The 26,734-nt window shown below is 71.8% G+C and carries 26 protein-coding genes; 8 read left to right on the plus strand and 18 right to left on the minus strand.

From position 1 onward, the window contains the following. Positions 1-39: 39 nt before the first annotated feature. Positions 40-1,386, minus strand: coding sequence for a class II 3-deoxy-7-phosphoheptulonate synthase (locus tag ACFVXE_RS29160; protein WP_389675594.1), 1,347 nt, complete (start codon positions 1,384-1,386; stop codon positions 40-42). 103 nt (positions 1,387-1,489) lie between these two features. Here ACFVXE_RS29160 and ACFVXE_RS29165 point away from each other — a divergent pair, with 103 nt between their 5' ends. Together ACFVXE_RS29165 and ACFVXE_RS29170 are read left to right on the plus strand one after the other, a co-directional pair. Further along, entirely contained in the window at positions 1,490-1,546 is a 57-nt protein-coding gene (locus ACFVXE_RS29165; RefSeq protein WP_107063558.1) for a trp operon leader peptide, read from the plus strand. A gap of 92 nt (positions 1,547-1,638) precedes the next feature. Next, the gene (locus tag ACFVXE_RS29170; RefSeq protein WP_389675595.1) at positions 1,639-3,555 is read left to right on the plus strand and encodes an anthranilate synthase family protein; all 1,917 of its coding nucleotides are present in this window, start codon (positions 1,639-1,641) and stop codon (positions 3,553-3,555) included. Between the two features lie 48 nt (positions 3,556-3,603). On the opposite strand, the gene ACFVXE_RS29175 is transcribed toward ACFVXE_RS29170, so the two are convergent. The 5 genes from ACFVXE_RS29175 to ACFVXE_RS29195 form a co-directional block, all read right to left on the minus strand. Continuing rightward, entirely contained in the window at positions 3,604-4,608 is a 1,005-nt protein-coding gene (locus tag ACFVXE_RS29175) for a 2-hydroxyacid dehydrogenase (protein ID WP_389675597.1), read from the minus strand. 71 nt (positions 4,609-4,679) lie between these two features. Continuing rightward, complete coding sequence (locus ACFVXE_RS29180) at positions 4,680-5,708, minus strand: 6-phosphofructokinase (protein WP_389675599.1); 1,029 nt, start codon at positions 5,706-5,708, stop codon at positions 4,680-4,682. Positions 5,709-5,887: 179 nt separating this feature from the next. Then, positions 5,888-6,592, minus strand: a complete 705-nt coding sequence (locus tag ACFVXE_RS29185) for a response regulator (RefSeq protein WP_389675601.1) — start codon at positions 6,590-6,592, stop codon at positions 5,888-5,890. Further along, complete coding sequence (gene macS / locus ACFVXE_RS29190) at positions 6,589-7,821, minus strand: MacS family sensor histidine kinase (RefSeq protein ID WP_389675603.1); 1,233 nt, start codon at positions 7,819-7,821, stop codon at positions 6,589-6,591. The genes ACFVXE_RS29185 and macS overlap by 4 nt, the downstream gene beginning before the upstream one ends. 55 nt (positions 7,822-7,876) lie before the next feature. Further along, positions 7,877-8,620, minus strand: a complete 744-nt coding sequence (locus ACFVXE_RS29195) for a lysophospholipid acyltransferase family protein (protein WP_389675604.1) — start codon at positions 8,618-8,620, stop codon at positions 7,877-7,879. Between the two features lie 193 nt (positions 8,621-8,813). Between ACFVXE_RS29195 and ACFVXE_RS29200 the strand changes: the two genes are divergently transcribed. Both ACFVXE_RS29200 and ACFVXE_RS29205 read left to right on the plus strand, forming a co-directional pair. Then, positions 8,814-9,593 carry an alpha/beta hydrolase gene (locus ACFVXE_RS29200; protein WP_389675606.1) on the plus strand — a complete coding sequence of 260 codons (780 nt, stop codon included), beginning with the start codon at positions 8,814-8,816 and terminating at the stop codon, positions 9,591-9,593. Beyond that, the gene (locus tag ACFVXE_RS29205) at positions 9,586-10,236 is read left to right on the plus strand and encodes a hypothetical protein (RefSeq protein WP_389675607.1); all 651 of its coding nucleotides are present in this window, start codon (positions 9,586-9,588) and stop codon (positions 10,234-10,236) included. The genes ACFVXE_RS29200 and ACFVXE_RS29205 overlap by 8 nt, the downstream gene beginning before the upstream one ends. A gap of 14 nt (positions 10,237-10,250) precedes the next feature. Here ACFVXE_RS29205 and ACFVXE_RS29210 read toward each other — a convergent pair whose 3' ends face one another. The 6 genes from ACFVXE_RS29210 to ACFVXE_RS29235 all read right to left on the minus strand — a co-directional run bounded on the left by ACFVXE_RS29210 (position 10,251) and on the right by ACFVXE_RS29235 (position 15,311). Then, a complete protein-coding gene (locus tag ACFVXE_RS29210; protein ID WP_389675609.1) occupies positions 10,251-11,024 on the minus strand; it encodes an endonuclease/exonuclease/phosphatase family protein in 774 nt (257 codons plus the stop codon). Positions 11,025-11,103: 79 nt separating this feature from the next. Further along, positions 11,104-12,045 (minus strand): ROK family glucokinase, encoded by a 942-nt coding sequence (locus ACFVXE_RS29215; protein ID WP_389675611.1) that lies wholly within the window; start codon positions 12,043-12,045, stop codon positions 11,104-11,106. A gap of 75 nt (positions 12,046-12,120) precedes the next feature. Then, positions 12,121-12,579 carry a DUF5304 domain-containing protein gene (locus ACFVXE_RS29220; RefSeq protein ID WP_389675613.1) on the minus strand — a complete coding sequence of 153 codons (459 nt, stop codon included), beginning with the start codon at positions 12,577-12,579 and terminating at the stop codon, positions 12,121-12,123. Between the two features lie 102 nt (positions 12,580-12,681). After that, positions 12,682-13,944 (minus strand): ArsA family ATPase, encoded by a 1,263-nt coding sequence (locus ACFVXE_RS29225; RefSeq protein ID WP_389675614.1) that lies wholly within the window; start codon positions 13,942-13,944, stop codon positions 12,682-12,684. A gap of 4 nt (positions 13,945-13,948) precedes the next feature. Beyond that, positions 13,949-14,398, minus strand: coding sequence for an SRPBCC family protein (locus tag ACFVXE_RS29230; RefSeq protein WP_389675616.1), 450 nt, complete (start codon positions 14,396-14,398; stop codon positions 13,949-13,951). A gap of 106 nt (positions 14,399-14,504) precedes the next feature. Beyond that, on the minus strand, positions 14,505-15,311 hold the full coding sequence (locus ACFVXE_RS29235) for a metallophosphoesterase (protein WP_389675618.1): 807 nt from the start codon (positions 15,309-15,311) through the stop codon (positions 14,505-14,507). Positions 15,312-15,590: 279 nt separating this feature from the next. On the opposite strand from ACFVXE_RS29235, the gene ACFVXE_RS29240 reads away from it, so the two are divergent. Then, entirely contained in the window at positions 15,591-17,387 is a 1,797-nt protein-coding gene (locus ACFVXE_RS29240) for an AMP-dependent synthetase/ligase (protein ID WP_389675619.1), read from the plus strand. A 66-nt stretch (positions 17,388-17,453) separates the two neighbouring features. On the opposite strand, the gene ACFVXE_RS29245 is transcribed toward ACFVXE_RS29240, so the two are convergent. Further along, on the minus strand, positions 17,454-18,596 hold the full coding sequence (locus ACFVXE_RS29245) for a glycosyltransferase family 4 protein (protein ID WP_389675621.1): 1,143 nt from the start codon (positions 18,594-18,596) through the stop codon (positions 17,454-17,456). 107 nt (positions 18,597-18,703) lie between these two features. Here ACFVXE_RS29245 and ACFVXE_RS29250 point away from each other — a divergent pair, with 107 nt between their 5' ends. After that, positions 18,704-19,987, plus strand: a complete 1,284-nt coding sequence (locus ACFVXE_RS29250; protein WP_389675623.1) for a glycosyltransferase 87 family protein — start codon at positions 18,704-18,706, stop codon at positions 19,985-19,987. Here ACFVXE_RS29250 and ACFVXE_RS29255 read toward each other — a convergent pair. The 5 genes from ACFVXE_RS29255 to ACFVXE_RS29275 all read right to left on the minus strand — a co-directional run bounded on the left by ACFVXE_RS29255 (position 19,944) and on the right by ACFVXE_RS29275 (position 25,431). Beyond that, positions 19,944-21,200 carry a hypothetical protein gene (locus ACFVXE_RS29255; RefSeq protein WP_389675624.1) on the minus strand — a complete coding sequence of 419 codons (1,257 nt, stop codon included), beginning with the start codon at positions 21,198-21,200 and terminating at the stop codon, positions 19,944-19,946. The two genes, ACFVXE_RS29250 and ACFVXE_RS29255, sit on opposite strands and share 44 nt — an antisense overlap. A 17-nt stretch (positions 21,201-21,217) precedes the next feature. Continuing rightward, entirely contained in the window at positions 21,218-22,243 is a 1,026-nt protein-coding gene (locus tag ACFVXE_RS29260; RefSeq protein ID WP_389675626.1) for an NlpC/P60 family protein, read from the minus strand. A 237-nt stretch (positions 22,244-22,480) separates the two neighbouring features. Continuing rightward, positions 22,481-23,506, minus strand: coding sequence for an NlpC/P60 family protein (locus tag ACFVXE_RS29265; RefSeq protein ID WP_389675628.1), 1,026 nt, complete (start codon positions 23,504-23,506; stop codon positions 22,481-22,483). A 283-nt stretch (positions 23,507-23,789) separates the two neighbouring features. Then, positions 23,790-25,151: an NYN domain-containing protein gene (locus tag ACFVXE_RS29270; protein ID WP_389675630.1), complete on the minus strand. Its 1,362-nt coding sequence runs from the start codon at positions 25,149-25,151 to the stop codon at positions 23,790-23,792. Between the two features lie 37 nt (positions 25,152-25,188). Continuing rightward, entirely contained in the window at positions 25,189-25,431 is a 243-nt protein-coding gene (locus ACFVXE_RS29275; RefSeq protein ID WP_136328374.1) for a hypothetical protein, read from the minus strand. Between the two features lie 163 nt (positions 25,432-25,594). Here ACFVXE_RS29275 and ACFVXE_RS29280 point away from each other — a divergent pair, with 163 nt between their 5' ends. Then, positions 25,595-26,344 (plus strand): rhomboid family intramembrane serine protease, encoded by a 750-nt coding sequence (locus tag ACFVXE_RS29280; RefSeq protein WP_389675632.1) that lies wholly within the window; start codon positions 25,595-25,597, stop codon positions 26,342-26,344. Then, positions 26,341-26,622 (plus strand): Lrp/AsnC family transcriptional regulator, encoded by a 282-nt coding sequence (locus tag ACFVXE_RS29285; RefSeq protein WP_003969641.1) that lies wholly within the window; start codon positions 26,341-26,343, stop codon positions 26,620-26,622. The genes ACFVXE_RS29280 and ACFVXE_RS29285 overlap by 4 nt, the downstream gene beginning before the upstream one ends. The last annotated feature ends 112 nt before the right edge of the window (positions 26,623-26,734 follow it).

Here is a 26,734-nt window from a genome sequence, read left to right on the forward strand (position 1 = left end):
CCCGCAGTCGTGCGCGCGCCACCCACGGTGGCGGTGCGGCTACTGGTCGCGGTACATCTCGGCGACCAGGAACGCCAGGTCGAGCGACTGGCTGCGGTTGAGGCGCGGGTCGCAGGCCGTCTCGTAACGCTGGTGCAGGTCGTCCACGAGGATCTCGTGGCCGCCGCCGACGCACTCGGTCACGTCGTCGCCGGTCAGCTCGACGTGGATGCCGCCGGGGTGCGTCCCGAGGCCCTTGTGCACCTCGAAGAAGCCCTTGACCTCGTCCAGGACGTCGTCGAAGCGGCGGGTCTTGTGCCCGGAGGCGGCCTCGAAGGTGTTGCCGTGCATCGGGTCGGTGACCCAGGCGACGACCGCACCGGAGGCGGTGACCTTCTCGACCAGCGCGGGGAGCTTGTCGCGGACCTTGTCGGCGCCCATCCGGACGATGAAGGTCAGCCGGCCGGGCTCGCGCTCCGGGTCCAGGCGGTCGATGTAGCCGAGCGCCTCCTCGACGGTGGTCGTCGGGCCGAGCTTGATGCCGATGGGGTTACGGATCTTCGAGGCGAACTCGATGTGCGCGCCGTCCATCTGGCGGGTGCGCTCACCGATCCAGACCATGTGGCCGGAGGTGTCGTACAGCTGGCCGGTGCGCGAGTCGGTGCGGGTCAGCGCCGACTCGTAGTCCAGCAGCAGTCCCTCGTGCGAGGAGTAGAACTCGACCGCCTTGAACTCGGCCGGGTCGGTGCCGCACGCCTTCATGAAGTTCAGCGCGTTGTCGATCTCGCGGGCCAGCGCCTCGTAGCGCTGACCGGACGGGGACGACTTCACGAAGTCCTGGTTCCAGGCGTGCACCTGGCGCAGGTCGGCGTAGCCGCCGGTGGTGAAGGCGCGGACCAGGTTCAGCGTGGAAGCGGATGCGTGGTACATCTGCTTCAGCCGGTCCGGGTCCGGGATGCGGGCTTCCTCGGTGAAGGCGAACCCGTTGACGGAGTCGCCGCGGTAGGTCGGCAGGGTCACGCCGTCGCGCGTCTCCGTCGACTTGGAGCGCGGCTTGGAGTACTGGCCGGCGATCCGGCCGACCTTGACGACGGGCACGGAGGCCGCGTAGGTCAGGACGGCGCTCATCTGGAGCAGCGTCTTCAGCTTGGCACGGATGTGGTCGGCCGAAACGGCGTCGAAGGCCTCGGCACAGTCGCCGCCCTGCAGCAGGAACGCCTCGCCCTTGGCGACGGCTCCCATGCGGGCGCGCAGCTGGTCGCACTCGCCCGCGAAGACGAGCGGCGGATACGACGCGAGGTCCGCGAGTACATCGCGCAGAGCCTCGGCATCGGGGTACTCGGGCTGCTGCGCCGCGGGAAGGTCTCGCCAGGTGTTGCCACCGGCGACGGAGGTATTGGCGTTCACGGTCACATCCACAACATTACGGGGTCCTCGGGGGCGTCCATCCGCGCGCTCAACAGTTGAGACGCGCGCTCGGATGACCCTGAGGTCCGCTAGGGTACGGATCATGTTCGCGCAGACGCACCAGAACTGGTGGTGGACCGCTCATCCGGCGGCCCACTGATTGATCGCGCGACAGACCACGCGAAGGCCGCCCGAGGGGCGGCCTTCTCTGCGTGTCGGGAGCCGTTCCTCCATCCGGAAGGAACCACACCCATGCTCCCTCGCACCGAATCCGTCCTGTCCAGACTGGTCCGGGACGACTGCCCGCCGTTCGCCCTGCTGCGCAGGCGGACCCCAGGCCTCGACCACGACACCGTCGAGGTGCTGATCGGCCGGGTCCGGGAGGCGGACCGGCTCGCCGCCCTCCCGGTCGGCCCGCTGCCCTCGCTCGCCCTGGTGCCGTTCCGGCAGATCGCCGAGCGCGGTTTCGAGGTCCGCGACGACGGGACGCCGCTGTCCGTGCTGGTCGCGGACGAGGTGCACGAGCTGCCGCTGGACGAGGTGCTCGCCGCGCTCCCCTCCCATGACGTACGGGTCGATGCCGGCGCCTTCGACGTCCCCGACGAGAAGTACGCGGAGATCGTGCGGCGGGTCGTCGAGGACGAGATCGGGCAGGGCGAGGGGGCGAACTTCGTCATCCGGCGGACCTTCGAGGGCGAGATCCCGGGGTTCGGGCGCTCCGATGCGCTGGCGCTGTTCCGCCGGCTGCTGGCCGGGGAGCGGGGGGCGTACTGGACGTTCGTCGTGCACACGGGGGACAGCGGGTCCGCGGGATCCGCCACGGGAGGGCGGACGCTCGTCGGCGCCAGCCCGGAGGTGCATGTGCGGATGTCCGGCGGGACGGTCGTGATGAACCCGATCAGCGGTACGTACCGCTACCCCGCCGAGGGGCCGACCGCCGAGAGCCTGCTGGCCTTCCTCGGCGACCGCAAGGAGACCGAGGAGCTCTCCATGGTGGTCGACGAGGAACTGAAGATGATGTGCACCGTCGGCGACATGGGCGGCGTGGTGGTCGGGCCGCGGCTCAAGGAGATGGCGCACCTCGCGCACACGGAGTACGAGCTGCGCGGGCGCTCCTCACTGGATGTGCGGGAGGTGCTGCGGGAGACCATGTTCGCGGCGACCGTGACCGGCTCGCCGGTGCAGAACGCCTGCCGGGTCATCGGACGGTACGAGTCCGGTGGCCGCGGCTACTACGCGGGCGCGCTGGCCCTGCTGCGGGAGGAGCCGGGCGGCGCGCAGACGCTGGACTCGCCGATCCTGATCCGTACCGCCGACATCTCGGCCGGCGGACGGCTGCGGGTGCCCGTCGGGGCGACGCTGGTGCGCCACTCCGATCCGGCGGGCGAGGTCGCCGAGACCCATGCGAAGGCGGCCGGGGTACTGGCGGCGCTGGGCGTGCGGCCCGGGCGCCCGCGCGGCGAGGCGACACGCCCGCGGCTGGCCGGCGAACCGCGGGTGCGGGCGGCGCTGGACGCCCGGCGGGACGGGCTCGCGCCGTTCTGGCTGCGGATGCAGGAGCGCACCCGGGAGCTCTCCGGCCACGCGCTGGTGATCGACGGCGAGGACACCTTCACCGCCATGCTGGCGCACCTGCTGCGCACCTCGGGGCTCGACGTGTCGGTGCACCGCTACGACGAGCCGGGGCTGCGCGGGACCGTGCGGGCGCATGCGGGCCCGGTCGTGCTCGGCCCCGGTCCCGGGAATCCGGCCGACACCGCCGATCCGAAGATGCGGCTGCTGCGCGGGTTCGCCGCGGAGCTGCTCCGGGAGCACCGGCACGGGCTGCTGGGGGTCTGCCTCGGCCACGAGCTGATCGCGGCGGAGCTGGGGCTGGAAATCGTCCGCAAGACCGTGCCGCACCAGGGCGCGCAGACCCGGATCGAGCTGTTCGGGCGCCCGGAGACGGTCGGGTTCTACAACAGTTTCACCGCTCGCTGCGACGACGACACGGTCGCCGAGCTGGCCGCGCACTCCATCGAGGCGAGCCGGGACGAGGCGACCGGGGAGCTGCACGCGCTGCGCGGGGAGGGTTTCGCCTCGGTGCAGTTCCACCCCGAGTCGGTGCTGACGCTGCGCGGCGCGCCGATCGTCGCCGAACTGCTGGCGGGGCTGCCCGTGCGCGGCTGACCGGGGGCCCCGGCGGGGTCCCGGAACCGCCGGGGCGGTTCCGGGACCTCAGCCGCCGGGGAGCGTGGGGACGAGCACGTTGTCGCTGCGGCGGCGGGCCAGGTAGTCGGCGACGTTCTGCACGGTGGCGTCGATGATCTGCCCCACGGCGTCCTCGGTGTAGTACGCCTGGTGCGAGGTGACGATGACGTTCGGGAAGGTGACGAGCCTGGCCAGGGTGTCGTCGTCGACGACCTCCAGGGACTTGTCGAGGAAGAAGAGCCCGGCCTCCTCCTCGTACACGTCGAGTCCGACGCCGGTGAAGCGGCCCGCCCGCAATTCGGCGACCAGGGCCGCGGTGTCGATCAGTCCGCCGCGGCTGGAGTTGATCAGGATCACGTCGTCCTTCATCGCGGCCAGGGCGTCCTTGCCGATGATGCGGCTGGTCTCGGGCAGCAGCGGGACGTGAAGGCTGATCAGGTCGGACTCGGCGAGGAGCTGTTCCTTCTCGACATAGGTCATGCCGAGCTCCGCACAGGCGGGGTTCTCGGTCACGTCCCAGCCGAGCAGCTTCATCCCGAAGCCGTGGGCGATACGGGTGAAGGCCTCGCCGATCTTTCCTGTTCCGATCACCCCGGCCGTGCGGCCGTGCATGTCCCGGCCGAGCAGGCCGTCGAGGCGGAAGTCGAAGTCACGGGTGCGGCCGGCGGCGCGGATGACGCGCCGGTTGACCGCCATGGCGAGCGTCCAGGCGAACTCGGCGACCGAGTACGGCGAGTAGTACGAGACGCGGGCGACCCGCAGGGCGAGGCGTTCGGCGACTTCGAGATCGATGTTGTTGAAGCCGGTGGAGCGCTGGGCGATCATCTGCGTGCCGCCCGTCGCGAGGGTCTGCAGGACGCTGCCGCTCAGATCGGCGTTGACGCTGGTGGTGATGATCTCGTACCCGGTCGCGATGGGCGCGGTGTCCCGGTCGAGGAAGACGTCGAGGCAACGGACCTCGTGCTGTCCGGCGAAGGCCTTCTCCAGCAGTGGCTTCTCGTCGGACTGCACACCGAATGCCAGGATTTCCACGATTCCTCCCGATAAGCAGGGGTACGGGGCGGACAGTCGCGAATATACGGCCCGCACCCCTGCCCCGCCGTTCAGCCGAAGAAGACCCCGGCCTCCGCGTAGAGCGCCGGGTCGACCGTCTTGAGCCGGGCGGTCGCCTCGGCGATCGGCACCCTCACGATGTCCGTGCCGCGCAGGGCGACCATCACGCCGAAGTCGCCGTCCCGGACCGCCTCGATGGCGTGCAGCCCGAAGCGGGTGGCCAGCCAGCGGTCGAAGGCGCTGGGGGTGCCGCCGCGCTGGACATGGCCGAGAACGGTGGTCCTGGCTTCCTTCCCCGTGCGCTGCTCGATCTCCTTGGCCAGCCATTCACCGACGCCGGAGAGCCGGACGTGCCCGAAGGAGTCGTGCGACCCGTCCTTGAGGATCATCTCCCCGTGCGCGGGCATGGCGCCTTCGGCGGCCACCACGATCGGGGCGTAGCTGGCACCGAAACGGGAGGTGACCCAGGCGCAGACCTGGTCGATGTCGAAGCGCTGCTCCGGAATGAGGATGACGTTCGCGCCGCCCGCCAGCCCGGAGTGGAGGGCGATCCAGCCGGCGTGGCGGCCCATCACCTCGACGACGAGGACCCGCATATGGGACTCGGCGGTCGTGTGCAGGCGGTCGATGGCCTCGGTGGCGATGCCGACCGCCGTGTCGAAGCCGAAGGTGTAGTCGGTGGCGGAGAGATCGTTGTCGATGGTCTTGGGGACGCCGACGCACGGGATGCCGTACTCGTCGGACAGGACCGCCGCCACCCCGAGGGTGTCCTCGCCACCGACGGTGACGAGCGCGTCGACCTCGCATTTGGCGAGGTTGTCCCTGATCCGGCGGACGCCGTCCGTCGCGTTGAGGGGATTGGTGCGCGAGGAGCCGAGGATGGTGCCGCCCCGCGGCAGGATGCCGCGCACCGCCGGAATGGAGAGCGGGACGGTCTCCCCCTCCAGCGGGCCGCGCCAGCCGTCCCGGAAGCCGATGAAGTCGTAGCCGTACTCCTGCACGCCCTTGCGGACGATGGCGCGGATGACCGCGTTGAGCCCGGGGCAGTCGCCGCCCCCGGTCAGTACTCCGACCCGCATGGAAGCATCCCTTCGCCGAAGTGAGCTCTCTGTCGACCACGCTAATGGTGATCCAGGTCACTTCGGGATGGGTCGGATGGTCAATTCACTTGCAATAAAGCCTGGTTGATCCAGAACCGGGCAGCCGTCGGGGCTGTTCCCCCGGCTGCCCCGCGGACCGTGCCGCGGCCCCGCCGGGCTCAGACGTCGTCGAGGCCGCGCTCGATCGCGTACCGCACCAGCTCCACCCTGTTGTGCAGCTGCAGCTTTCCCAGGGTGTTCTGGACGTGGTTCTGGACGGTGCGGTGCGAGATGACCAGCCGCTCGGCGATCTGCTTGTACGAGAGTCCCTTGGCGACCAGCCGCAGCACCTCGGTCTCCCGCTCCGTCAGCTGCGGTGCCTTCGGCTCGTCGGACGCCGCCGGTGCCGGCTCGGAGGCCAGCCTGCGGTACTCCCCCAGCACCAGTCCGGCGAGGCCCGGGGTGAAGACCGGGTCGCCGGTGGCGGTGCTCCGCACGGCCTCGGTCAGCTCCTGGGTGCTGGCCGACTTGAGCAGATAGCCGGTGGCGCCGGACTTCACGGCCTCCAGCACGTCGGCGTGTTCGCCGCTCGCGGACAGCACCAGCACCCGCAGGCCCGGGTGGGACCCGACGAGTTCCTTGCAGACCTGGACACCGGGCATCCCCGGCAGGTTGAGGTCGAGCACCAGGACGTCGGGGGTGGCGGCCTTCGCCCGGCGCACGGCCTGCGGGCCGTCACCCGCCGTCGCCACCACGTCGAAGCCGGACTCGGCGAGGTCGCGGGCGACGGCGTCGCGCCACATCGGGTGGTCGTCGACGACCATGACCCTGATGGCCCGCTCCTCGGCACCCCGCGCGGTACTGCCGGTGTTCTCCGTACTCATCGGCCGGATCCTGCCTTCCCCCGTGAAACCTTCGGAACCTTCAACTCGACCTCGGTGCCCTGGCCCGGCACCGAGATCAACTCCGCCGTACCGCCCAGGTCGCGCAGCCGGCCGCGGATCGACAGGGCGACGCCCATCCGTCCCTCCCCCTCCGCCTGGGCCAGCCTCCCCGCCGGGATACCGGGGCCGTCGTCCCGGACCGTGACGATCACTTCGTCCGGCCAGTCCTCGACGAGTATCCATGCCTGGGCCTCCTGACCGGCGTGCACCCGGACATTGTCCAGGGCGGCGCCGACGGCGGCGGCGAGCTCCCGCGCGGCCGTCGGATCGAGCAGCACCGGAGCGCCGGGCTCCGCGAAGCTGATCCGGGAGCAGGCGTGCGGGGCCAGCAGGGCGCGCAGATCGCAGTCGGAGGAGCCCGGCCCTTCCCCCTCCTCGTCGTCGACCTCGACCGTACGGACCACCGCGCCTTCGGAGGCGTCCTCGGAGACCCGGGTGGTGGGCACCAGGCCGCTGGAGACGAGAGTGCGCAGGGCGACCTCCTGCTCCCCGGCCATGCGGCCCAGTTCGGCGGCCTCACCGCCGAGCGCCGTGCCGCGGCGCTGCACCATCGCAAGGACCTGGAGCACGCTGTCGTGGATGCCGCGGGCCAGCCGCTCCCGCTCCCGGGTCGCCGCCTCGATCTCCAGGGCGCGGGCCAGGGTGCGTTCGCTGGCGCGGGCGACCTCGACGACGTACCCGATGGCGATGGAGGCGACCCAGACCAGCAGGACGTTGTGGAAGGTGTCCCGGTTGGGCTGGCCGCGCTCCATGATGTTGGCGACGGCGACGAAGGTCGAGGCGAACGCCGCCCAGCGCCAGCCGCCCTTGATCGCGAACGCCAGGACGGAGCCCGCGGTCCAGATGGACGGGAGGGTGGGGCCGTCGATGTGCTGGGCGTCGAGGTCGGCGAGCGGGGTGAGCAGGATGCCGGTCAGGGCGACGACGAGATCGGCGCCGAGGAAGCGCTTGGTGCAGCTCACGGCGCCCGCGACCTTCGGGAGTGTGACGAGCGTCCAGGCGGCCAGGAAGGCCAGGAAGGCGAAGGCCACCGAGGGCCGCTCGAAGTCGTGCCGGCCGAAGACGGCCAGCAGGGTCGCGTAGACCATCGTCAGGATCCGGTACGCCGTCAGCGCACGCCACAGCGGCTGCTCGACCGACATCCGTACGACCCGCTCACGCCTGGCCATGTCCCCCACCCCCCGGACGGACGCCGGCGCGGTGTCTGCGCGCCGGACCGTTCCGTCACCCGTGCGTACCGGGCTCCGTGCCCGTGTGCTTCGCTTCCTCCGCGCGGTGCTTCGCCTCGTCCGCGATCCGGCGCTTGGCCGCGGTCGCGTAGATGTCGACGTACTCCTGCCCGGAGAGCTTCATGATCTCGTACATCACCTCGTCGGTGACCGAGCGGAGGATGAACCGGTCGCCCTCCATGCCGTGGTACCGGCTGAAGTCCAGCGGTGTGCCGATCCTGATCCCCGGGCGCATGAGCTTGGGCATCACCTGGCCCGGCGGCTGGATCTTCTCCGTGTCGATCATGGCCACGGGGATGACCGGCGCCCCGGTCGCCAGCGCCACCCGGGCCAGGCCGCCGGGCTTGCCGCGGTAGAGCCGGCCGTCCGGGGAACGGGTGCCCTCCGGGTAGATGCCGAAGAGTCCGCCGCTCTCGATGACTTCGATACCGGCCTTGATGGCCGCCTCCCCGGCGCCGCGGGCCCCGGAGCGGTCCACCGGGACCTGGCCGACGCCCTTGAAGAAGGCCGCGGTGAGTTTGCCCTTCACGCCGGGCGCGGTGAAGTACTCCGACTTCGCGATGAAGGTGACCTTGCGGTCCAGGACAGCAGGCAGGAAGAACGAGTCGGAGAACGACAGATGGTTGCTCGCGAGGATCGCAGGCCCCTGTGCGGGGATGTTCTCCAGGCCCTCCACCCACGGCCTGAAGGCGAGCTTCAAGGACCCGCCGATGGAGAACTTCATTGCGCCGTAGATCAACTCGGGTCCCTCCTGTGTGCTGTCGACTGACCATAACCCGTACGACTGCGGCTGCTCCTGCCCGGCGCGGGCCGGAAGCGCCGCTGCGACCTGTGACGGCCCTGGTCGGTGTCGGCCCGGTCGCGTACGGTGAAGTAATCCTCTTGCACTCCCCCTTTCGCTCCCCTTCGAGCCTCACGAACAGGAGACCCCGGTGCCGGTCCTTCCTGGAGCCGAGCCGTTCCGCCACGAGGGCGGAGAGGTCGGCGTCCTCCTCTGTCACGGATTCACCGGTTCCCCTCAGTCGCTGCGCCCCTGGGCCGAGCATCTGGCCGCGCGCGGACTGACGGTCTCGCTGCCGCTGCTGCCCGGGCACGGCACCCGCTGGGAGGACATGCAGGTCACGGGCTGGCAGGACTGGTACGCGGAGGTGGACCGGGAGCTGCGGGCCCTGTCGCAGCGGTGCAGCCAGGTCTTCGTCTTCGGGCTGTCCATGGGCGGCGCGCTGGCGCTGCGGCTGGCGGCGAAGCACGGGAACGCGATCAGCGGCCTGGTGCTCGTCAACCCGGGCAACAAGGTCCACGGGCTCGCGGCGCACGCGCTGCCGGTCGTCCGCCACCTGCTGCCGTCCACGAAGGGCGTGGCGAACGACATCGCGCGGGAGGGTTCCGTCGAGATCGGCTACGACCGCGTGCCGCTGCACGCGGCGCACTCGCTGCGGAACTTCTTCCGGCTGGTCGACGCCGAGCTGCCGCAGGTCACCCAGCCGCTCCTGCTGCTGCACAGCCCGCAGGACCATGTGGTGCCGCCCGCCGACTCGGCGCGGATCCTCAGCCGGGTGTCGTCCACGGACGTCGAGGAGATCCTGCTGGAACAGAGCTACCACGTCGCGACGTTGGACCACGATGCGGAGCGGATCTTCGACGAGAGTTATTCGTTCATCGGCCGCCTCGCTCCGAGCGTCGGGAAGAAGGGGAGCACGTCAGGTGGCTGAGCACGACGCGGAGCGCGCGGGCAGCGAGGAGGAGCGCGAACCGCGCCCCACCGAGGGAACGGCCGTGCCCGACGAGGGCGCCGGTGCGCAGAGCGCCGCCGCGGGCCCCGGCGAGGGCGGGGCTCTCGACGAGGAGGCCGCCTGGGAGGCGATCGTCGCCGGGTACGGCGAGGAGCCGCCGGACCCGCCGGGCGCCAAGCCGTTCAAGTCGGTGGACGACCTCGCACTTCTGGACGACAGCCAGCGCAATGTCCTGGAGCCGGAGAAGGGCGCCGGTGAACAGGGTCCTCCGAAGCCGCCGGAGAAGCCGCTCGGCAGCTCGGTCGTCTTCGCCCCCGGCGTCGGCGGTCCACGCGACTACGAGCCGGCGGACGACGACACGGACGACGGCGACGAGGGACACTTCGTCCCGCCGGAGCCACCGCCGCTGCCGGAGGCCGATGTCACGGCGAAGTTCGCCTGGCTCGCGGTGGTCGGCGGACCGGTGCTGCTGCTGATCGCCGTGGTGCTCGGGTGGGAGATGACGTGGTGGCTGACGACGGTCTGCATCGGCGGCTTCCTGGGCGGTTTCGCCACCCTGGTGGCACGGATGCAGCACGACGACGAGGACGATGACGATCCCGGGCGCGGCGCGGTCGTCTGACCGGGCTCCCGGGATCAGTCCCGTTCGGCGCGAGGCGCCGTGGCGGGCACCCGGAGCGCGGCCAGCACCGGCAGGTGGTCGGTGGCCGCGCGCAGGTCGGACTCGGTGATGCCCGGCAGTCCGGCCGGGACCCCGCAGCCGAGGACTTCGATGCCCCCGGTCGCGAAGACCGCGTCGATACGCAGGCTCGGATCGTGGGCCGGGAAGGTGGCTTCGCCGCCCCGGGGCCGGGCCGCCCAGCAGTCCTGGAGCCGCCCGGCCAGCAGCCGGAAGGCCTTCCCCTCCGGTGCGTCGTTGAGGTCGCCGGCCGCGATGGCGTGCTCGGCCCCCATGGCGTCCAGCCGGTCGAGCAGCGCGTCGGCCTGGGCCAGGCGTTCGTCGTGCCGCAGGCTCAGGTGGCAGCTCAGCAGGGCGATCCGGGTGCCCGCGATCCGTACCACCGCGGTGGCGAAGCCTCTGCGGTGCAGCCCCGGGGTGCGCGGCAGCAGCAGGTCCTCCGTGTGCTCCACGGCGGCGCGCAGCGAGCAGAGCAGCAGCGGTCCGGCCGCGGTGGCGCCGCCGGAGAGGACCACCAGGTCGGTGTGGGCGGCGAGCCAGGCGGCACGCTTGCGCCAGCGGAAGAAGCGCGGGGCCTCCTGGACGAAGACCAGATCGGGTGCGCAGGCGCGGATGACGCGGGTGAGTGCCTCGCGGTCGTCACGCATCGACCGGATGTTGTAGCTGAGCACTCTGATGACCGCCGAACCGTCCGGCTCGGTACGGGAGTCGGGCAGTTCCGTCATGACCATACGGCCCACGATACGACGGACGCCCGCCGCTCCCCGAGAGGGCGCGACGGGCGTCCGGTGATGTCCGTGACCGAGTGGCTCAGCCCTGGCGGGCCAGGTCCGCCGCACCCACCAGCCCGGCCTTGCCGCCCAGTTGGGCCGCGAGCACCTGGGCGTGCGGGCGCCATTCGCCGCCGATCAGCCAGCGCCGGAACGACTTGCGGATCGGGTCGAGGACGAGCTCGCCCTCGTCCGAGACGCCGCCGCCGACGATGAAAGCGGACGGGTCGAAGAGCGAGGCGAGGTCGGCGAGTCCGGCGCCGGCCCAGCGGGCCAGCTCGCGGAACGAGTCGACGGCCACCGGGCAGCCCTGGCGGGCGGCCTGGCTGATGTGCTTGCCCTCGATGCCGTCGACCGTGCCGTCGCCGAGCGCCAGCAGGATCGTGGCGTTCTCCGGTGTGGCGTTGGCGCGCTGCTTCGCGTACCGGACGAGCGCCCGGCCGGATGCGTACTGCTCCCAGCAGCCCTGGCTGCCGCAGCCGCAGAGCAGACCGTCCGGGACGACCCGGATGTGGCCGAATTCGGCGGCCACACCGAAGCGCCCGCGGCGCAGTTTGTTGCCGATGATGATGCCGCCGCCCAGACCGGTGCCGAGCGTGATGCAGATGACGTCGTCGTGGCCCTGGCCGGCGCCGAAGCGGTACTCGCCCCAGGCCGCCGCGTTGGCGTCGTTCTCGACGACGACCGGAAGGCCGACGCGCTGTTCGACCTTGTCCTTCAGCGGCTCGTGCCGCCAGTTGATGTTCGGCGCGAAAAGCACCGTGGCCCGCTTGTCGTCGACATATCCTGCAGCGCCGATGCCGACCGCTTCGACCTCGTGGCCCTCGCTGGCGCCGGACACTGCCGCCGCGATCGCGTCCACGATGCCTTCAGCCGTCGGCGGGGTCGGCACCTTGAACATCGAGAGGATCCGGCCCTCTTCGTCGACCACTCCAGCCGCGATCTTCGTGCCGCCGATATCGACGCCGATGGTGAGTCCCATGAATCCCTCAGTTTCGGTCGAGCCCCGCTATGGCCAACCGTACCCGAGCGCCGCTCCCCGCCCTATCGGTGCCGGTCAGTCCAGGTCGATGTGTTCGCCCGGTCCGGTGCCCCCGTCCCGGGGGTCGTCGGGGTCGCCGGCCTTCTCCGTGGCGCCGGCGGGGTCCCCGGCGCCCTGGGTCCAGCGGCGCTCCTGGCCCTCGACGGCGGATCGGTAGGCGGCGAGGAGTTCGCTGCCGGCCGCGGCGATGTGGTCGAAGACGTCCGGATTGCGTTCGATGACCGGCTCGACAGCGGCCTTCGCCTGCTTGATCACCTGCTGCACGGCGCCCTGGGCGGCCCCGCCGAACAGCGGCGACTGCAGGGAGGCGACCTTGTCGGCCACGGCGTCGACCAGTTTCCGCAGCTCCTCGGCCGCGGAGCCGGCCGGCGGGCCGTACCGGGCACGGCGGCGGGCCTTCTCGGCATCGAGATCCTCGGCGCAGGCCTTCGCCCACGCGTCCTCGTCGACGGGGCGATCGGTGGCTTCGCTCATGGCGGTCTCCTGCGGCGTGGTTGCGGACGTCACGCAGACGGAGCGGGTACTACCGCATACGGGACGCTTACCACCGACGTTACCCGAACGGTGGTACGGCGTTCAGGAGGTCCGCGGCCAGAGGCCCGGGTCCGGGGCGAACCGGACCCGCAGCACACCGTCGGCCAGTGCGGCTCCGGAGACGGTGCAGCGGCGCAGCCCGGAAGGCAGCGGCACGATCCGGTGGAACGGGCCGACGGTCAGCAGCAGTTCGTCACCGCGCCGGACGAGTTGGAGTTCCTCCTTGACGGCGCCGGGCAGCGGCAGGCACCAGACCAGGACCCCGTCCCGCCCGCCCGGGGCGTCGAGATCCTCGATCCACCAGGGATCCCCGGCGCGGCCCTCCGGCCGGGCATCCGGTCCGACGGCGGGCCGGTCGTCCGCGAAGAGGCCGGCTCCGGCGCCCGCGGCCCCGGACACGGTGCGGCCCGACGTGGCACCGAGGAGGGCGAGGTCGTCGAGCCCCCGCGGATCGCGGCCGAGGTGGGGGACCTCGCACAGGGACGCGGCCGGTGTCCACTCCTCGTACCAGTGGTCGAGGGACTTCTCCTGCTGCGCGGCGAGATCCGCGAACCAGGGGTCGCCGGAGTGCCTGGGCAGCAGCCGGTTGGCGATCAGCGTGTCGACCCGCAGTCCGTGCAGCGCGAGTCCGGTGCGGGCGGTGCGCAGGGTGTCCTCGGCGGCGGGCCCGGGTTCGGCGACCAGCCGGACGGTGGTGCCCCGGTGCTCGATGAGCGCCTGGACGGAGGCCAGCTCGGCGTCCCGGCGGGCGGCCGTCTCGTACAGCCACTGGGCGGGCATCGGGACGCCGGCGAGCTGGGCGAGCATCGGGCGCAGGGCGCGGGCGGCCTGCCGTTCCGGGGGCAGCAGACGCCGCAGGTAGCGGCGCAGCTGTTCGGGCAGGGCGAGTACGGCGAGGGCTTCGCGCAGCGGGGGCAGGTCGACGACGAGGACGTCGCAGCCGCCCTGCGCCCAGTCGCCCGCGGCGGCGCGACGCAGGGTGTGCAGCAGGGCGAGCTGGGAGCTGCCGGGGAGTTCGGTCAGCTCCTCGCCGTCGAGCCGGTTCCCGCCGAGCAGGTCCAGCACAGCGGACGCCTGGTCCTGGAGGGCGAGGAGTTCGGTACGGAAGTGCTCGCCGGAGTCGATGCGGGCGAACCGGAGTCCCTCGGTGACCTCGGTGGGCTCCGTCGCGCCGGGGAAGCCCGTTACGGCGTCCGCGGAGAGCAGCAGGGTGCGGTGACCGCCGCGGGCCGCGGCCAGCGCGGTGGCCGCGGCGACGGTGGTACGGCCGGCGCCGCCGGGGCCGGTGACGAGGACCGTACGCACCGGATCAGCCCCGCGGGACGGACTCGACGCGCTTCTTCAGACCGGCCAGCGCGCGGTCGATGATGACTTTCTCGGCCTTGCGCTTGATCATGCCGAGCATCGGGATCTTGACGTCGACGGTCAGCCGGTAGGTGACCTCGGTACGGTCGCCGTCGCCGAGCGGGGCCAGCGCGTAGGAGCCGTCGATGGCGCGCAGCATCTGGGACTTGACCAGGGTCCAGCTGACCTCGTAGTCGCCGATCCAGGTGTACGCGAGGGTGTGGTCGTCCTTGATCGCGCCCGCGTCGAGGACCAGCCGGACCTTCTCGGCGCGCCCCCGGTCGTCCTTGGCGAGGACCTCGGCCTCCTTGACCTCGCCGGTCCACTCCGGGTAGCGGTCGAAGTCGGCGATCACGCCCATGACGTCGGCCGGTGCCGCCTCGATCGTGATGGTCGAGCTGGTGTGTTCAGCCATCGCTGTGGCTCCTCCAGTGCGGTGTACCGGTCGGTCGGCAGCGGTCTGCCGCCAGAAGGCTATCGCGTGCGCGGGGCGCGTCGTTCCAGGGCCCGGGGCGGTGCGGTCACCACTCCAGGGCCCACGGCCGGCCGGTCGAGGCGAAGTGCCCGACGTTCACGCATTCGGTGGCCCCGATCCGCATCCGGCGGACCAGCGGCTGGTGGACATGGCCGAAAACGGCGTACCGGGGCCGGGTCCGGCGGATCGCGTCGAGGAGGGCGCCGCTGCCGCGTTCGAAACGGCGGGCCACGGTGTCGTACGTCAGCTCCGGCACGTCGGGCGGAATGTGCGTGCACAGGACGTCGACCTCGCCGACCGCCTCGACCTTCGCCGCGTACTCCTCGTCGCTGATCTCGTACGGGGTGCGCATCGGGGTCCGCAGTCCGCCGCCGACGAAGCCGAAGACGCGGCCGCCGATCTCGACGCGTTCGCCGTCCAGGACGGTGGTGCCGGGGCGGGCGTACTCGGGCCAGAGGTCGGGGATGTCGACATTGCCGTAGGTGGCGTACGTCGGAGTGGGGAGAGCCGCGAACATCTCGGCGTACTGCTTGCGTACCGCGCCGACGATGGCGGCGTTGCGGTCCAGGCCGGCCCAGAGCTCCCGGCCGAAATCGCGGGCCTCCTCGAACCGGCGGGCGGTGCGCAGCGCGACGATCCGGTCGGCGTTCTCCACTCCGAAGAGATCGGGGAAGATGCCGCGCGAGTGGTCGGCGTAGTCGAGGAAGAGGACCAGGTCACCCAGGCAGACGAGGGCGTCGGCACCGTCCCCGGCGCGGGCCAGCGCGTCGGTGTTGCCGTGCACGTCACTGACCACGTGAATCCGCGTGCGGCGTGCGGCGGCACCGCCCGGACCCTTCGCTCCAACTGGCATGACGATCACCCTAGAACGCGTCCGGCGGCCTGGGTAGAGCCTGCCGGACCTGCGGTTACTTCCTGGCCGTCACCTGGGTGCACTACTGTGCGCGCAAGGACCACCGATATGTGTGACGCATAAAACATCTGGGCGGACCCCCCTATCCGGAACCGAGTACTGGTGGGTAACGTCCGGGCAGTCCAGCCGTGCTCACCCCACTGAGCACCCGCCAGTCTTGGACCGCACCGGTGCGTCACACAGAGCCGTGGCACCGGAGCCCGATGAGGAGCAGCAGTCTTGCGCGAGTTCAGCCTTCCGGCCCTGTACGAGGTCCCCTCGGACGGCAATCTGACAGATCTCATCCGCCGCAATGCCACTCAGCACCCCGATGTAGCGGTGATGAGCCGCAAAGTGGCAGGCGTATGGACCGATGTCACCGCCACCCGCTTCCTGGCCGAGGTCAGAGCCGCCGCCAAGGGGCTGATCGCCGCAGGCGTGCAGCCCGGCGACCGGGTCGGCCTGATGTCCCGTACCCGCTACGAGTGGGTGCAGCTGGACTTCGCCATCTGGAGCGCGGGCGCGGTCACCGTCCCGGTCTACGAGACCAGTTCCGCCGAGCAGGTCCAGTGGATCCTCGGTGACTCCGGCGCGGTCGCGGTGATCGTGGAGAACGACGCCCACGCCGAGTCCGTCGCCTCGATGCGCGACCGGCTGCCCGAGCTGCGCGACGTGTGGCAGATCGACAAGGGCGCGGTGGACCTGCTGACCACCTCCGGCGCGGACGTCTCGGACGAGACCGTCGACCTGCGCAGCGCCGTCGCGAAGGCCGACGACCCGGCCACCATCGTCTACACCTCGGGAACCACCGGCCGCCCCAAGGGCTGTGTGCTCACCCACCGCAGTTTCTTCGCCGAGTGCGGCAACGTGGTGGAGCGGCTGAGGCCGCTCTTCCGTACCGGCGAGTGCTCCGTACTGCTCTTCCTGCCGGCGGCCCATGTCTTCGGACGGCTGGTCGAGGTGGCCGCGGTGATGGCCCCGATCAAGCTCGGCTGCGTGCCGGACATCAAGAACCTCACCGACGAGCTGGCCGGGTTCCGGCCGACGCTGATCCTCGGTGTACCGCGGGTCTTCGAGAAGGTCTACAACTCGGCGCGCGCCAAGGCCCAGGCCGACGGCAAGGGCAAGATCTTCGACAAGGCCGCGAGCACCGCGATCGCCTACAGCCGTGCGCTCGGCACCCCGCAGGGTCCGTCGGTGGGCCTGAAGTTCAAGCACAAGGTCTTCGACCGGCTGGTCTACAGCAAGCTGCGCGCCGTGCTCGGCGGCCGCGGCGAGTACGCGATCTCCGGCGGCGCCCCGCTGGGCGAGCGGCTCGGGCACTTCTACCGCGGCATCGGCTTCACCGTCCTGGAGGGCTACGGCCTCACCGAGACGTGTGCGGCCACCGCGTTCAACCCGTGGGACCGGCAGAAGATCGGTACGGTCGGCCAGCCGCTGCCGGGCTCGGTCGTCCGGATCGCCGACGACGGCGAGGTGCTGCTGCACGGCGAGCACCTGTTCGCGGGCTACTGGAAGAACGACGCGGCGACCGCCGAGGCACTGGCCGACGGCTGGTTCCACACGGGCGACATCGGCACCCTCGACGAGGACGGCTATCTCGCGATCACCGGCCGCAAGAAGGAGATCATCGTCACCGCGGGCGGCAAGAACGTCGCTCCTGCGGTGATCGAGGACCGGATCCGCGGGCACGCGCTGGTCGCCGAGTGCATGGTGGTCGGCGACGGCCGGCCGTTCGTGGGTGCGCTGATCACCCTGGACGAGGAGTTCCTGGGCCACTGGGCCGAGGAGCACGGCAAACCGGCCGGCTCGACCCCGGCGTCGCTGCGCGAGGACCCGGAGCTGCTGGCCGAGGTGCAGCGGGCGGTGGACGACGGCAACGCGGCGGTGTCCAAGGCGGAGTCCGTCCGCAAGTTCCGCATCCTGGCCGCGCAGTTCACCGAGGAGGCGGGCCACATCACGCCGTCGCTGAAGCTGAAGCGGAACGTCGTGGCGAAGGACTTCGCGGACGAGGTGGAGTCGATCTACCGGGGCTGAGCCGACCCGGTCGCAGCGAACGAGGAGGGGCCCGCACGCATCGTCGTGCGGGCCCCTCCGGGCGTCTCAGAGCAGCGTCCTGAGCTGATCCGCGAGCAGGTCCCAGCGCCACTTCTCCTCGACCCAGGCCCGGCCCCGCTCCCCCATCCGCTGCCGCAGCTCCGGATCGCCGAGCAGGGTGGCGATCCGGTCGGCGGACTCCTCCACCGAGCCGCCCCGCACCACCCAGCCGGTCTCGCCGTCGAGCACGGCGTCGGGGGCGCCGCCCGAGTCACCCGCCACCACCGGCAGGCCGGTCGCGGACGCCTCCAGGTAGACGATGCCGAGGCCCTCCACGTCGAGACCGCCGCGCCGGGTCCGGCACGGCATCGCGAAGACGTCGCCCGCACCGAAGTGCGCGGGCAGCTCCTCCCACGGCACCGGTCCGGTGAACCGCACCGAGTCGGTGACCCCGGTCTCCGCGGCCAGCTTCTTCAGCTCCTCGGCATAGGGCCCGCCGCCGACGATCAGCAGCACCGCGTCCGGCTCCCGCGCCAGGATCGCGGGCATCGCGAGGATCAGGGTGTCCTGGCCCTTGCGGGGCACCAGCCGCGACACACAGACGACGACGGGCCGGTCCGTGAGCCCGAGCCGGGCCCGGATCCGGTCCCCGCCGGAGTCCGGACGGAAGGTCTTCTCGTCGACCCCGGGCGGCAGCTGGACCATCCGGCCCGCGGCATCGGGGGTGAGCGCGGCGGCGATCCGGGACCTGGTGTATTCGCCCAGGTACGTGATGGTGTCCGTGCCCTCGCCGATCCGGCGCAACAACTGCCGGGCCGCAGGCAGTTGGGCCCATCCCGCTTCGTGGCCGTGCGTGGTGGCGACCAGTCTCCCGGCACCCGCCCTCCGCAGTGCGGGTGCCATCAGTCCGAGCGGGGCGGCGGCCCCGAACCAGACGGACGTGCAGTCGTGTTCACGCAGCAGCCGGACCGCGCGCCGGGTCACCCGCGGGGTCGGCAGCAGCATCGTCGTACGGTCGCGGACGACGGTGAACGGCTGCTCGGCGTCGAACGCGGCGGTGGCCGCGACGCCCTCCGGGCCACGCTTCCAGGTCGAGGCGTAGACGACGACCCGGTCGGGGTCCAGGCGCAGCGCCATGTTGTGCAGGAACGACTGGATGCCGCCGGGGCGGGGCGGGAAGTCGTTGGTCACGATCAAGGTCTTGTCCATCGCCGCCGACAGTACCGAACGGCCCGGGCCGATGGCTCGCGCACAGGCACTCCGTGCATCATGGCTCATCGGACCGACGGCGAAGGTGAAGGGGAGGGGGCGCGAGCATGACATCAGCGGGTGGCTCCGGCAGATTTCTCGCGCCGGTAGCGGTGTGGACCCTCACCAGGGCCGTGCTGATGCTCTGCGTCCTCAAGGTGATCGTCCTGCCGGGCCCGGACGTGACGAGCGACGTCTCGGTGATCTACCACGGCTGGTCCGAGGTGCTGAAGACCGGTACGTACCCGCTGGGCGACGTCACCTGGCAGTACCCGCCGGTCGCGGCGCTCGCGATCCTCTCCCCCGCCCTGCTCCCGTTCCTCGACTACGCCCCGGCCTTCTTCGTCCTCGCCTGCCTGTGCGACGCGCTGGTGCTGGGCCTGCTGCTGTACGCGGGCCGGCGGGCCGGCGGACGGACGGCGGGCGGCTGGGTGTGGGTGGCGGGGGTGCCCCTGCTCGGCACGACCGCGTACGCCCGGTACGACGTGATGGTGACGGCGGTCGCGGTGGCGGCGCTGCTGGCCGGGGTGCGGCATCCGCGTGTGCTGGGGGCGCTGGCCGCCCTCGGTGCGCTGCTGAAGGTGTGGCCGGTGCTGCTGCTGGCCGGCACCGTGCGCGGGGAGCCGACCCGCCGCTCGTGGACGGCGGCCGCGGTGACGGCGGCGGGCCTGCTGGCGGTGTGCGCGGCCGCGATGCCGGGCGCGCTGGCCTTCCTCGGGTTCCAGCGCGACCGCGGCACCGAGGTCGAGTCGCTGGGCGCGCTGGTCTTCCATGTGGCGCGGCAGTTCGGCTGGCAGGGCCGGGTGGAGCTGAACTACGGGTCGCTGGAGTTCCTCGGTCCGCATGTGCCGCTGGTGAGCACGCTGGCGCTGGGCCTGAGCGCCGTCGCCTTCGGCTGGCTGGTGGTGTGGCGGCTGCTGGCCCGCGGCTCCGGGGTGACCACCACCGCCGACGCGGCGTTCACGGCCGTACTGCTGTTCACGACCACGAGCCGGGTGATCAGCCCCCAGTACATGCTGTGGCTGGTCGGTCTCGCGGCGGTCTGCCTGGTCTTCCGGTCCAGCCGGATGGGGCTGCCGGCCGGGCTGGTGCTGGTCGCGACCGGCGTCACCCAGCTGGAGTTCCCGCTCGGGTTCGGCCACGTGGTGTCCAGCGACGCGCAGGGCGTGACGCTGATGTTCGTGCGCAACGGGCTGCTGGTCGCGGCGGCCCTGGTCGCGGCCCGGCGGCTGTGGACGGGCACGGTGCCGGCCCGCCGCGGCGGGCGGCTCCGGCTGACGGGGCAGCCGGCCGCACCGGCCGGGAAGGTCAGCCGAGACGGGACCGCAGATACGCCCGCCAGCGCGCCGTGAATTCCTGCGGCGTCGTGCCGAGCACCTCACCCAGGGCCTGCTCCACCGCTCCGTCCCGCCCCGAGTGCCCTCCGACGGCCCGGTAGAAGGCGAACAGCTTCTCCTCGCCCCAGTGGTCGGCGATGAGCGCGCAGGCCAGCCAGCCGCCCTCGTACGCCCTCGCCAGGCGCCCCTGGTCGCCCGCGAATCCGAACTCCTCGTCCGCGGGGAGCGCGGCGGGCAGTTCGCCCCGCCGGACCGCGTCGGCCAGTTCGGGCGCCGCCTGCCCGGCGGTCCGGTGCTCGGCGCGGTAGGCCGCCCAGTCGGCGAACCCCTCGGAGAGCCAGGTCGGGGTGGCTGCCGAGGTGCGGGAGCGGGTGGCGACGTGGGTGGTCTCGTGGGTGAGCACGACACGCTGCCCGAGCGGGCTGAGCGTCGCGTACGCCTGTGCATTGATGATCACCCGGTCCGCCGGGGCCCGCCCGCGGCCACCGGTCTCGGCCGTGGTGACGGCCGCCATGCCCCGGTAGTCCGCCCCCGGTGACCCCAGCAGCGACGCCATGTCCTCGACCGTCGCCGGCACCAGCACCACCACACGGGCGGCCCAGCGCTCCGGCCAGGCCGCGGAGACCTCGGGCACCGCACGGTCCTCGGCGGCCGCGATCCGGCGCAGCTCCGGCCCGGTGCGGCCGACACCGAGCACGAGGCTGTGCCTGCCGCGTACGACCTGGACGTCGCCCTGCTGCCAGAGCTGCCGGCCGGCGCCCTTGCCGGCCCGGTCCGCGGCGATGTACCAGCGGCCGCCGGCCCGTTCCAGTTCGAGCACCCGGTCCGTGGAGACGGGAGCGCTGTCGTATCCCGTGATCCGGTAGCGCAGCTCGACGTCGGCGGTGGCCCTGTCGGCGCCGTGCCCGCGGATGTCTGTCACGCGGTACGCCCATGAGCTCAGCGGCACGTCCGCGAGCCGGGCCAGTTCGCGGCGCTGGGACGCCCGCAGCCCGGTGGCCCGGGGGGAGACCGCGGCCAGGTAGCCGTCCGGGTCGTGGTCCAGAACGGCGGCGGCCCTGCGGTCCAGGACGGCGCGGAGGGCGCGGACGGTGGCACCGGGCACGGCGTGGTCCGCGGGGGCGGGTGCCGTGCAGCCGGACGCGAGCAGCAGCCCGGCGAGCGCCGCGCCCGCCGCGCGCCGCCGTCGGTGATGTCCCCGCCCCGCGGTGCGCCCCTGACCAGCCACACCGTCGAGGGTACGGGTCAGATGCGGGTGACCGATGAGACGGGCATCATGCCGACCGGGTCGTAGCGGACCGGGGCGCCCGGGTACGGGGCGTGGATCACCTGGCCGTTGCCCACGTACATCCCGATGTGGCTCGCGTCCGACCGGTAGGCGACCAGATCACCGGGGCGGGCCTGCGAGAGCGGCACCATGCGGCCCGCGTACCGCTGGGCCTGCGAGGTGCGCGGCAGGCTCACACCGGCCTGGGCGTACGCCCACTGCATCAGCCCGGAACAGTCGAATCCGGCGGGCCCGTTGGCGCCCCAGACGTACGGGCGTCCGAGCGCCTGCCGGGCCGCCTGGACAGCGGCTGCCGCGCGGGACGAGCCCGCCGGCAGATCGCCCAGCTCAAGGAACGGGTCGTCATCCCCGGAGCGCGAGGCACGGTCGAAAGCCGCCAGGTCCGCGGCGGACAGCGTGTGCAACAGCTGCCTGGCCTGCCGGAGCTTGTGCTCCACGGTCCGCTTGTGACGGGCGGCGGCGGCCCGGTTGCGCTCCAGACCGGCGAGCGAACGGGCCGCCTCCGCACGGATCTGCGCGAGCCGCCGCTGGGCGTGCCGCAGTTCCCGCAGCACGCTGGTCTGACGGGCGTTCACCTGGTCCAGGGTGGCCGCCCGGTCGAGGTAGGTGTCCGGGTCGGCGGAGAGCAGCAGGGCGAGCGCGGGGTCGATGCCGCCCGACCGGTACTGCGCTCCGGCGGCCGAACCGACGGCCATGCGCAGCCGGTTGATCCGTTCCTGGCCGCGGGCCGCCCGCTCCTGGGCCCGGCGCATCTCGCCGCGCAGCCGGTCGGCGTTCTCCCCCGCCTCGTTGTACTGCTCGGTGGCGTGCTCGGCCTCGCCGTACAACCGGTCGAGTTCGGCGCCGGCGCTCCGTGGGGCGTCCTGCGGGTCCGCGTTCGCGGTGGCCGCCCCGAGCGCGGCGGCCGCGGTCGCCGCCGACATGACTGTGACCCGGACGCTCCGGCTGACACCGGGCTGTGTGGAACGGCGATGGGACACCACAGGCGCCGTACTCCCTTCCGCTGTGCGCAGACGCGCGGCCCCCTGCCGCCCGGGGCGGGCGGACCGACGGACAGGAGCCGCACAGCAGACAGACAGTAGTCGGGCGACTACGGAGCGAACCAACGGCCGCGCCGGGCAGGAACGGGGCAGGAACGGCGACGCCCCGCCAGTGACCTGTGGTCTCCGGCGGGGCGGGGTGTCGGTACGGGGCGGATGAATTCGCCCGTTCGGGCGTCGTCAGATGCGCACGCCGACCTGGAAACTGCCGATGGTGTCCATCGACTCGTAGCGGACCACCGCGCCCGGCTTCGGGGCATGCAGCACGGTGTTGTTGCCCGCGTACAGACCCACGTGCGCCGTGTTGTTGAAGAAGACCAGGTCGCCCGGCTTGAGGGCGCTGCGGCCTATCTGGGTGCCGTCGTTGATCTGGGTGTACGTGGTGCGGGTGATGGAGACGCCGGCCTGGGCGTAGGACCACTGGGTGAGGCCCGAGCAGTCGAAGGAGTTGGGTCCGGTGCCGCCGGAGACGTACGGCTTGCCGAGCTGGGTGGCGGCGGCCTGCAGGGCGGCGGCGCCGCGTGCGGAGGCGGGGACCTCGTTGCCCAGGTCGACCCGGGAGCCGGCGGCGCGGCTGGCGCGCAGGTCGTCCTGGCGCATCTTCTCGCGCTCGGCGGCGGTCAGGGTGTTGAGCACGCGCTGCGCCTCGGCGAGCTTGCCCTGGTACTTCTTCTTGTTCGCACCGAGCGCCTTGCGGACGTCGGCGAGGTCGCCCAGCTTCTCCTGGGCCTCCTTGCGCTGCTGCGCGAGGGACCGCTGCTTCTCCTGGATCTTCTCCAGCGCCTCGGTCTGCTTCGCCGTCAGCTGGTCCAGGGCCGAGGCCTGGTCGAGGAAGCTGTCCGGGTCCGAGGAGAGGAAGAGCTGCACGGACGGGTCGATGCCACCGGAGCGGTACTGCGCCGACGCGAGCGAACCGAGGCCACCACGGAGCGTGTTGAGCTCCTCCTGGCCGCGGGCCACCTTGTCCTGCAGCGCGCTCACCTGCTTCTCGAGCTTCTCCTGCTGCTCCTTGGCCCCGTCGTACTTCTCGGTGGCCTGCTCCGCCTCGTGGTAGAGCTTGTCGACCTTCGCCTTGACCTCGCTCTTGGTCGGCTTGGGGTCGGCGTGAGCGGCCTGGGAGGTGAGGGCGACGGCCGCGGCGGCGGTCGCGGTGAGCACGGTCACACGGGTGCGGCTCGGCTGCTTGGGACGACGGTGGGACGCCACGAAGGCGAGCTCCTTCTTCCTCGAGCCGCCTACCGGGCTGTGGGGGACGAGATCCCCGGCTCCGTGCACGTCACGGACTCGGCGGTTCCTTCGCCGCCACCCCGGATGGGTGATCAACCGCGCGAAGGTTCGAAGGCCGACCCTAGTGACCATCTTGTGATCAGTTCAAATCCTCACAAGGAAAATCTCGCCACAGTAGCTACTTCTTTACTCTCATCACACAGGGTGTAGTGGCGACTTGACGGTACGTTCCGTGATTTCCGGCAAGTCACCACAAGGCTCACTAGACGCGCGAAAGGCGCTTCAGGAGCAAGACGGACGCAACGGGCCTCGCCCCCGCCTTCGCCACTCCGTCCGCCACTTCGCGGTCGGTGGAGACCACGACGACGGGCCTGCCCGGCGGTTCCGCGCGGGCGAGTTGACGGATGACCTCGTCCGCGGTCACGCCCGGCTTGCTGAACAGCACCCGCACCCCGCGCGGCGGGGCGAGCAGCACCGGAGCGGCCAGCTCGGCCCCGTCGAAGACACAGGTCATCTCGGCCCCGGACTGCGCCGCGAGCACCGCGAGGCCGCCCAGCAGCCGCAGCCGCTGCTTCTCCAGCGGCAGTTGCGGATACCCGGTCTTGGTGACGTTGTAACCGTCCACGATCAGATGTGCCTGCGGCAGCGCCAGCAGCTGGTCGAGCAGGGCCGGGTCGGTCTCCGAAAGCGCCCTGGTGGCAATGTCCTTGGGCGACATCGCACCGGGTTCGATCGCGTCGACACCGTCCGCCGGGCGGATCGACGAGGGCGGCAGGGCGAGTTCGCGGCGCAGCCCCCTGGCCGCGTCGAGCACCGTGTCGAGCAGCAGTCGCAGCCGCATGTCCTCGGCCGAACGCCCCTCCCTGGCGGCCCTGCGGCTCGCCTCGACGGCCGCCTCGGCCTCGCCGAGCCTGGCCCGCAGCCGCCTGGTCTCGCTCTCGGCCGCGGAGATCCGGGCCGCCGCCTCGGTCCGTACCGTGTCGGTCTCGGCCTTGCCGCGGCGCACCGCGGCCTCGCCGCGCTTGACCTCGCTCAGCGCGGAGCGCAGTTTGCGCTGCAGGGACTCGGCCTCCTTGCGGGCCGCGTCCAGTTCGCCGCGCAGACGCTCGGTCTCGCTCTTCGTCTGGGTCCGGGCCTGGGCGAGCTCCTCGCGCAGCCGGTCCAGTTCGCGGCGGCTCTCCTCGTCGGCCCGCTCGGCGTCGGCCCGCTGGACCTCCTCGCCCGCGGCGGCGACCAGCTTGACCCAGCCGGCCGGGCGCAGCACGTAGGCGGCCGCCGCCACGTCGACGGGATCGGCCGCGGCCGGAGGCGCCCCGGCCTCCACGGCGCCGGCCAGCTCCGACTGGGACTCCCGCAGGCGTTCACCGATCCGCTGACGGAACAGCGCGTCGCTCTCCAGGGCGGCCGCCATCGCGTTTCCGGCGAACTTGGCGCGCCGGGACGGGGTGAAACGGGCATACTGCCTCAGCTGGGCCGGGAGTTCAGTGACCGTCAGGCCACCGAACGCGTCCGAGACCAGCGCGACGACCCGCCGCCGTACGCCTTCGGGCAGCGGGCGGTCGAGCGCCTCGACGGCGTCGCCGGCTCCATCGGCCGGCTCGGCGCCGCTATCGGGCTGCTCCACGATCCGTCACCCCAAAATGTCTGTCCGCACGGCCCCGTCAGGAGTCGGCACCCGGCCTGTCGACTAGTTCGATCTGGTCCACCGCGTTGCACCAGCGGCAGCGGACCGACTCGATGGTCTCACTGACCACCTCGCGTTCCTCGACGCTCGCCTCCCCGGCCAGGTCGAGATGGACGTACTCGACGACCTTGGAGGAACGGGTCACGTCGAAGCGAGTGAGATTCCCGCAGAGCGTGCAGCGCCAGCGGGTCCCGTCGGTCGGCTGGGGAACCGTCGTCATCGTTGCGGCCTCTTTCGTCGAGCGTCGTGCTGCTGCCGGTACAGGATCTCGCGGTGCGCCGTCGAACTGCGGATGTCCTGCTGCAACCCTACGGCCTTGTGCATACCCATAGACACGGCGAGGCGGTCTGTCCCGTTCCATCACCTTGCGTCATGCTCTGTTCATGATCGAGCGGCGGCCCGCGACGGGCAGAGCGGCCGGCAGGTTCCTGCGCGCCGCCACCATGGACGGTGCCCAGGTGACGCACGGCCTGATCGCCCTGTGCTGCGCGGTCTTCCTGATCAGCCCGCTCTCCGGGTTCAACCCCACGTACGGCACGGCCGACGCCCTGCTCGCGGCCCAGGCCGGGTACTTCGAGCGCTGGGGGGTGATCCCGAGCGAGCTGTGGAACGGCTCCGCGCATGCCCTGCTCACCCCGCTGACCGCGCTCTTCGTGCACGGCAGCTGGCTGCACCTGCTGGGCAACATGCTCTTCCTGTACGTCTTCGGGGCGATGGCCGAGGAGCGGATGGGCCATGTGGAGTTCGCGCTCTTCTACGTCGTCTGCGGCTACCTCGCACTGATGGCCTACGCGATGGCGCACGCCGACTCCGACCAGACCCTCGTCGGCGCCTCGGGCGCGATCTCCGCGGTGCTCGGGGCGTTCCTCTACCTGTTCCCCAGAGCCCGGGTGACCAGCCTCTTCCCGTTCCTGTTCTTCCTGCCGCTGCGCTTCCCCGCCTGGATCGTGCTGATCTTCTGGTTCGTCCTGCAGTGGCTGGCCGCCCAGGGCGCGGGCAGCGGTCCCGGGGTGGCGTACCTCGCCCACGTGGTCGGCTTCGCCACCGGCTTCCTCTATGCCTGGGGGCGCTACGGCCGTGGGGCTAGAGTGAGGACTCCAGCCACGGCGACCGAGGGAGAAAGCCAGCCGTGATCACCGCGATCGTGCTCATCAAGACCAGCGTGGACCGGATTCCGGAGATCGCCGAGGCCATCGCCGCACTGGACAGTGTCAGCGAGGTCTTCTCGGTCACCGGCACCTACGACCTGATCGCCATGGTCCGGGTGGCCAGGCACGACGATCTCGCCGACGTCATCCCCGGCCGGATCAGCAAGATCCCCGGCGTCGAGGGAACCGACACCCACGTGGCGTTCCGTACGTACTCGCAGCACGACCTGGAGGCGGCCTTCGCCATCGGGCTCGACGCGTAGGTCCGCGTAGCACTTCGGCCGGGGGGGGGGCGGAGCCCCGCCCCCGCCCCAGTGGTAGGGGCCGCGGGCCGGGGGGATATTAAAAACATAAGCTGGCGGCGGAAGTGGGGGT

Source organism: Streptomyces sp. NPDC058231, from assembly GCF_042882275.1.
GTDB lineage: Bacteria > Actinomycetota > Actinomycetes > Streptomycetales > Streptomycetaceae > Streptomyces.

Excerpts from the sequence above, each read along its gene's own strand:
- ACFVXE_RS29180 (WP_389675599.1), bottom strand. The coding sequence starts at position 5,708 with ATGCGGGTCGGAGTACTGACCGGGGGCGGCGACTGCCCCGGGCTCAAC.
- ACFVXE_RS29210 (WP_389675609.1), bottom strand. The coding sequence starts at position 11,024 with ATGGTCATGACGGAACTGCCCGACTCCCGTACCGAGCCGGACGGTTCG.
- ACFVXE_RS29250 (WP_389675623.1), top strand. The coding sequence starts at position 18,704 with ATGACATCAGCGGGTGGCTCCGGCAGATTTCTCGCGCCGGTAGCGGTG.
- ACFVXE_RS29280 (WP_389675632.1), top strand. The coding sequence starts at position 25,595 with ATGATCGAGCGGCGGCCCGCGACGGGCAGAGCGGCCGGCAGGTTCCTG.
- ACFVXE_RS29215 (WP_389675611.1), bottom strand. The coding sequence starts at position 12,045 with ATGGGACTCACCATCGGCGTCGATATCGGCGGCACGAAGATCGCGGCT.
- ACFVXE_RS29245 (WP_389675621.1), bottom strand. The coding sequence starts at position 18,596 with ATGGACAAGACCTTGATCGTGACCAACGACTTCCCGCCCCGCCCCGGC.
- ACFVXE_RS29235 (WP_389675618.1), bottom strand. The coding sequence starts at position 15,311 with ATGCCAGTTGGAGCGAAGGGTCCGGGCGGTGCCGCCGCACGCCGCACG.
- ACFVXE_RS29275 (WP_136328374.1), bottom strand. The coding sequence starts at position 25,431 with ATGACGACGGTTCCCCAGCCGACCGACGGGACCCGCTGGCGCTGCACG.
- ACFVXE_RS29185 (WP_389675601.1), bottom strand. The coding sequence starts at position 6,592 with ATGAGTACGGAGAACACCGGCAGTACCGCGCGGGGTGCCGAGGAGCGG.
- ACFVXE_RS29230 (WP_389675616.1), bottom strand. The coding sequence starts at position 14,398 with ATGGCTGAACACACCAGCTCGACCATCACGATCGAGGCGGCACCGGCC.
- macS (WP_389675603.1), bottom strand. The coding sequence starts at position 7,821 with ATGGCCAGGCGTGAGCGGGTCGTACGGATGTCGGTCGAGCAGCCGCTG.
- ACFVXE_RS29170 (WP_389675595.1), top strand. The coding sequence starts at position 1,639 with ATGCTCCCTCGCACCGAATCCGTCCTGTCCAGACTGGTCCGGGACGAC.
- ACFVXE_RS29220 (WP_389675613.1), bottom strand. The coding sequence starts at position 12,579 with ATGAGCGAAGCCACCGATCGCCCCGTCGACGAGGACGCGTGGGCGAAG.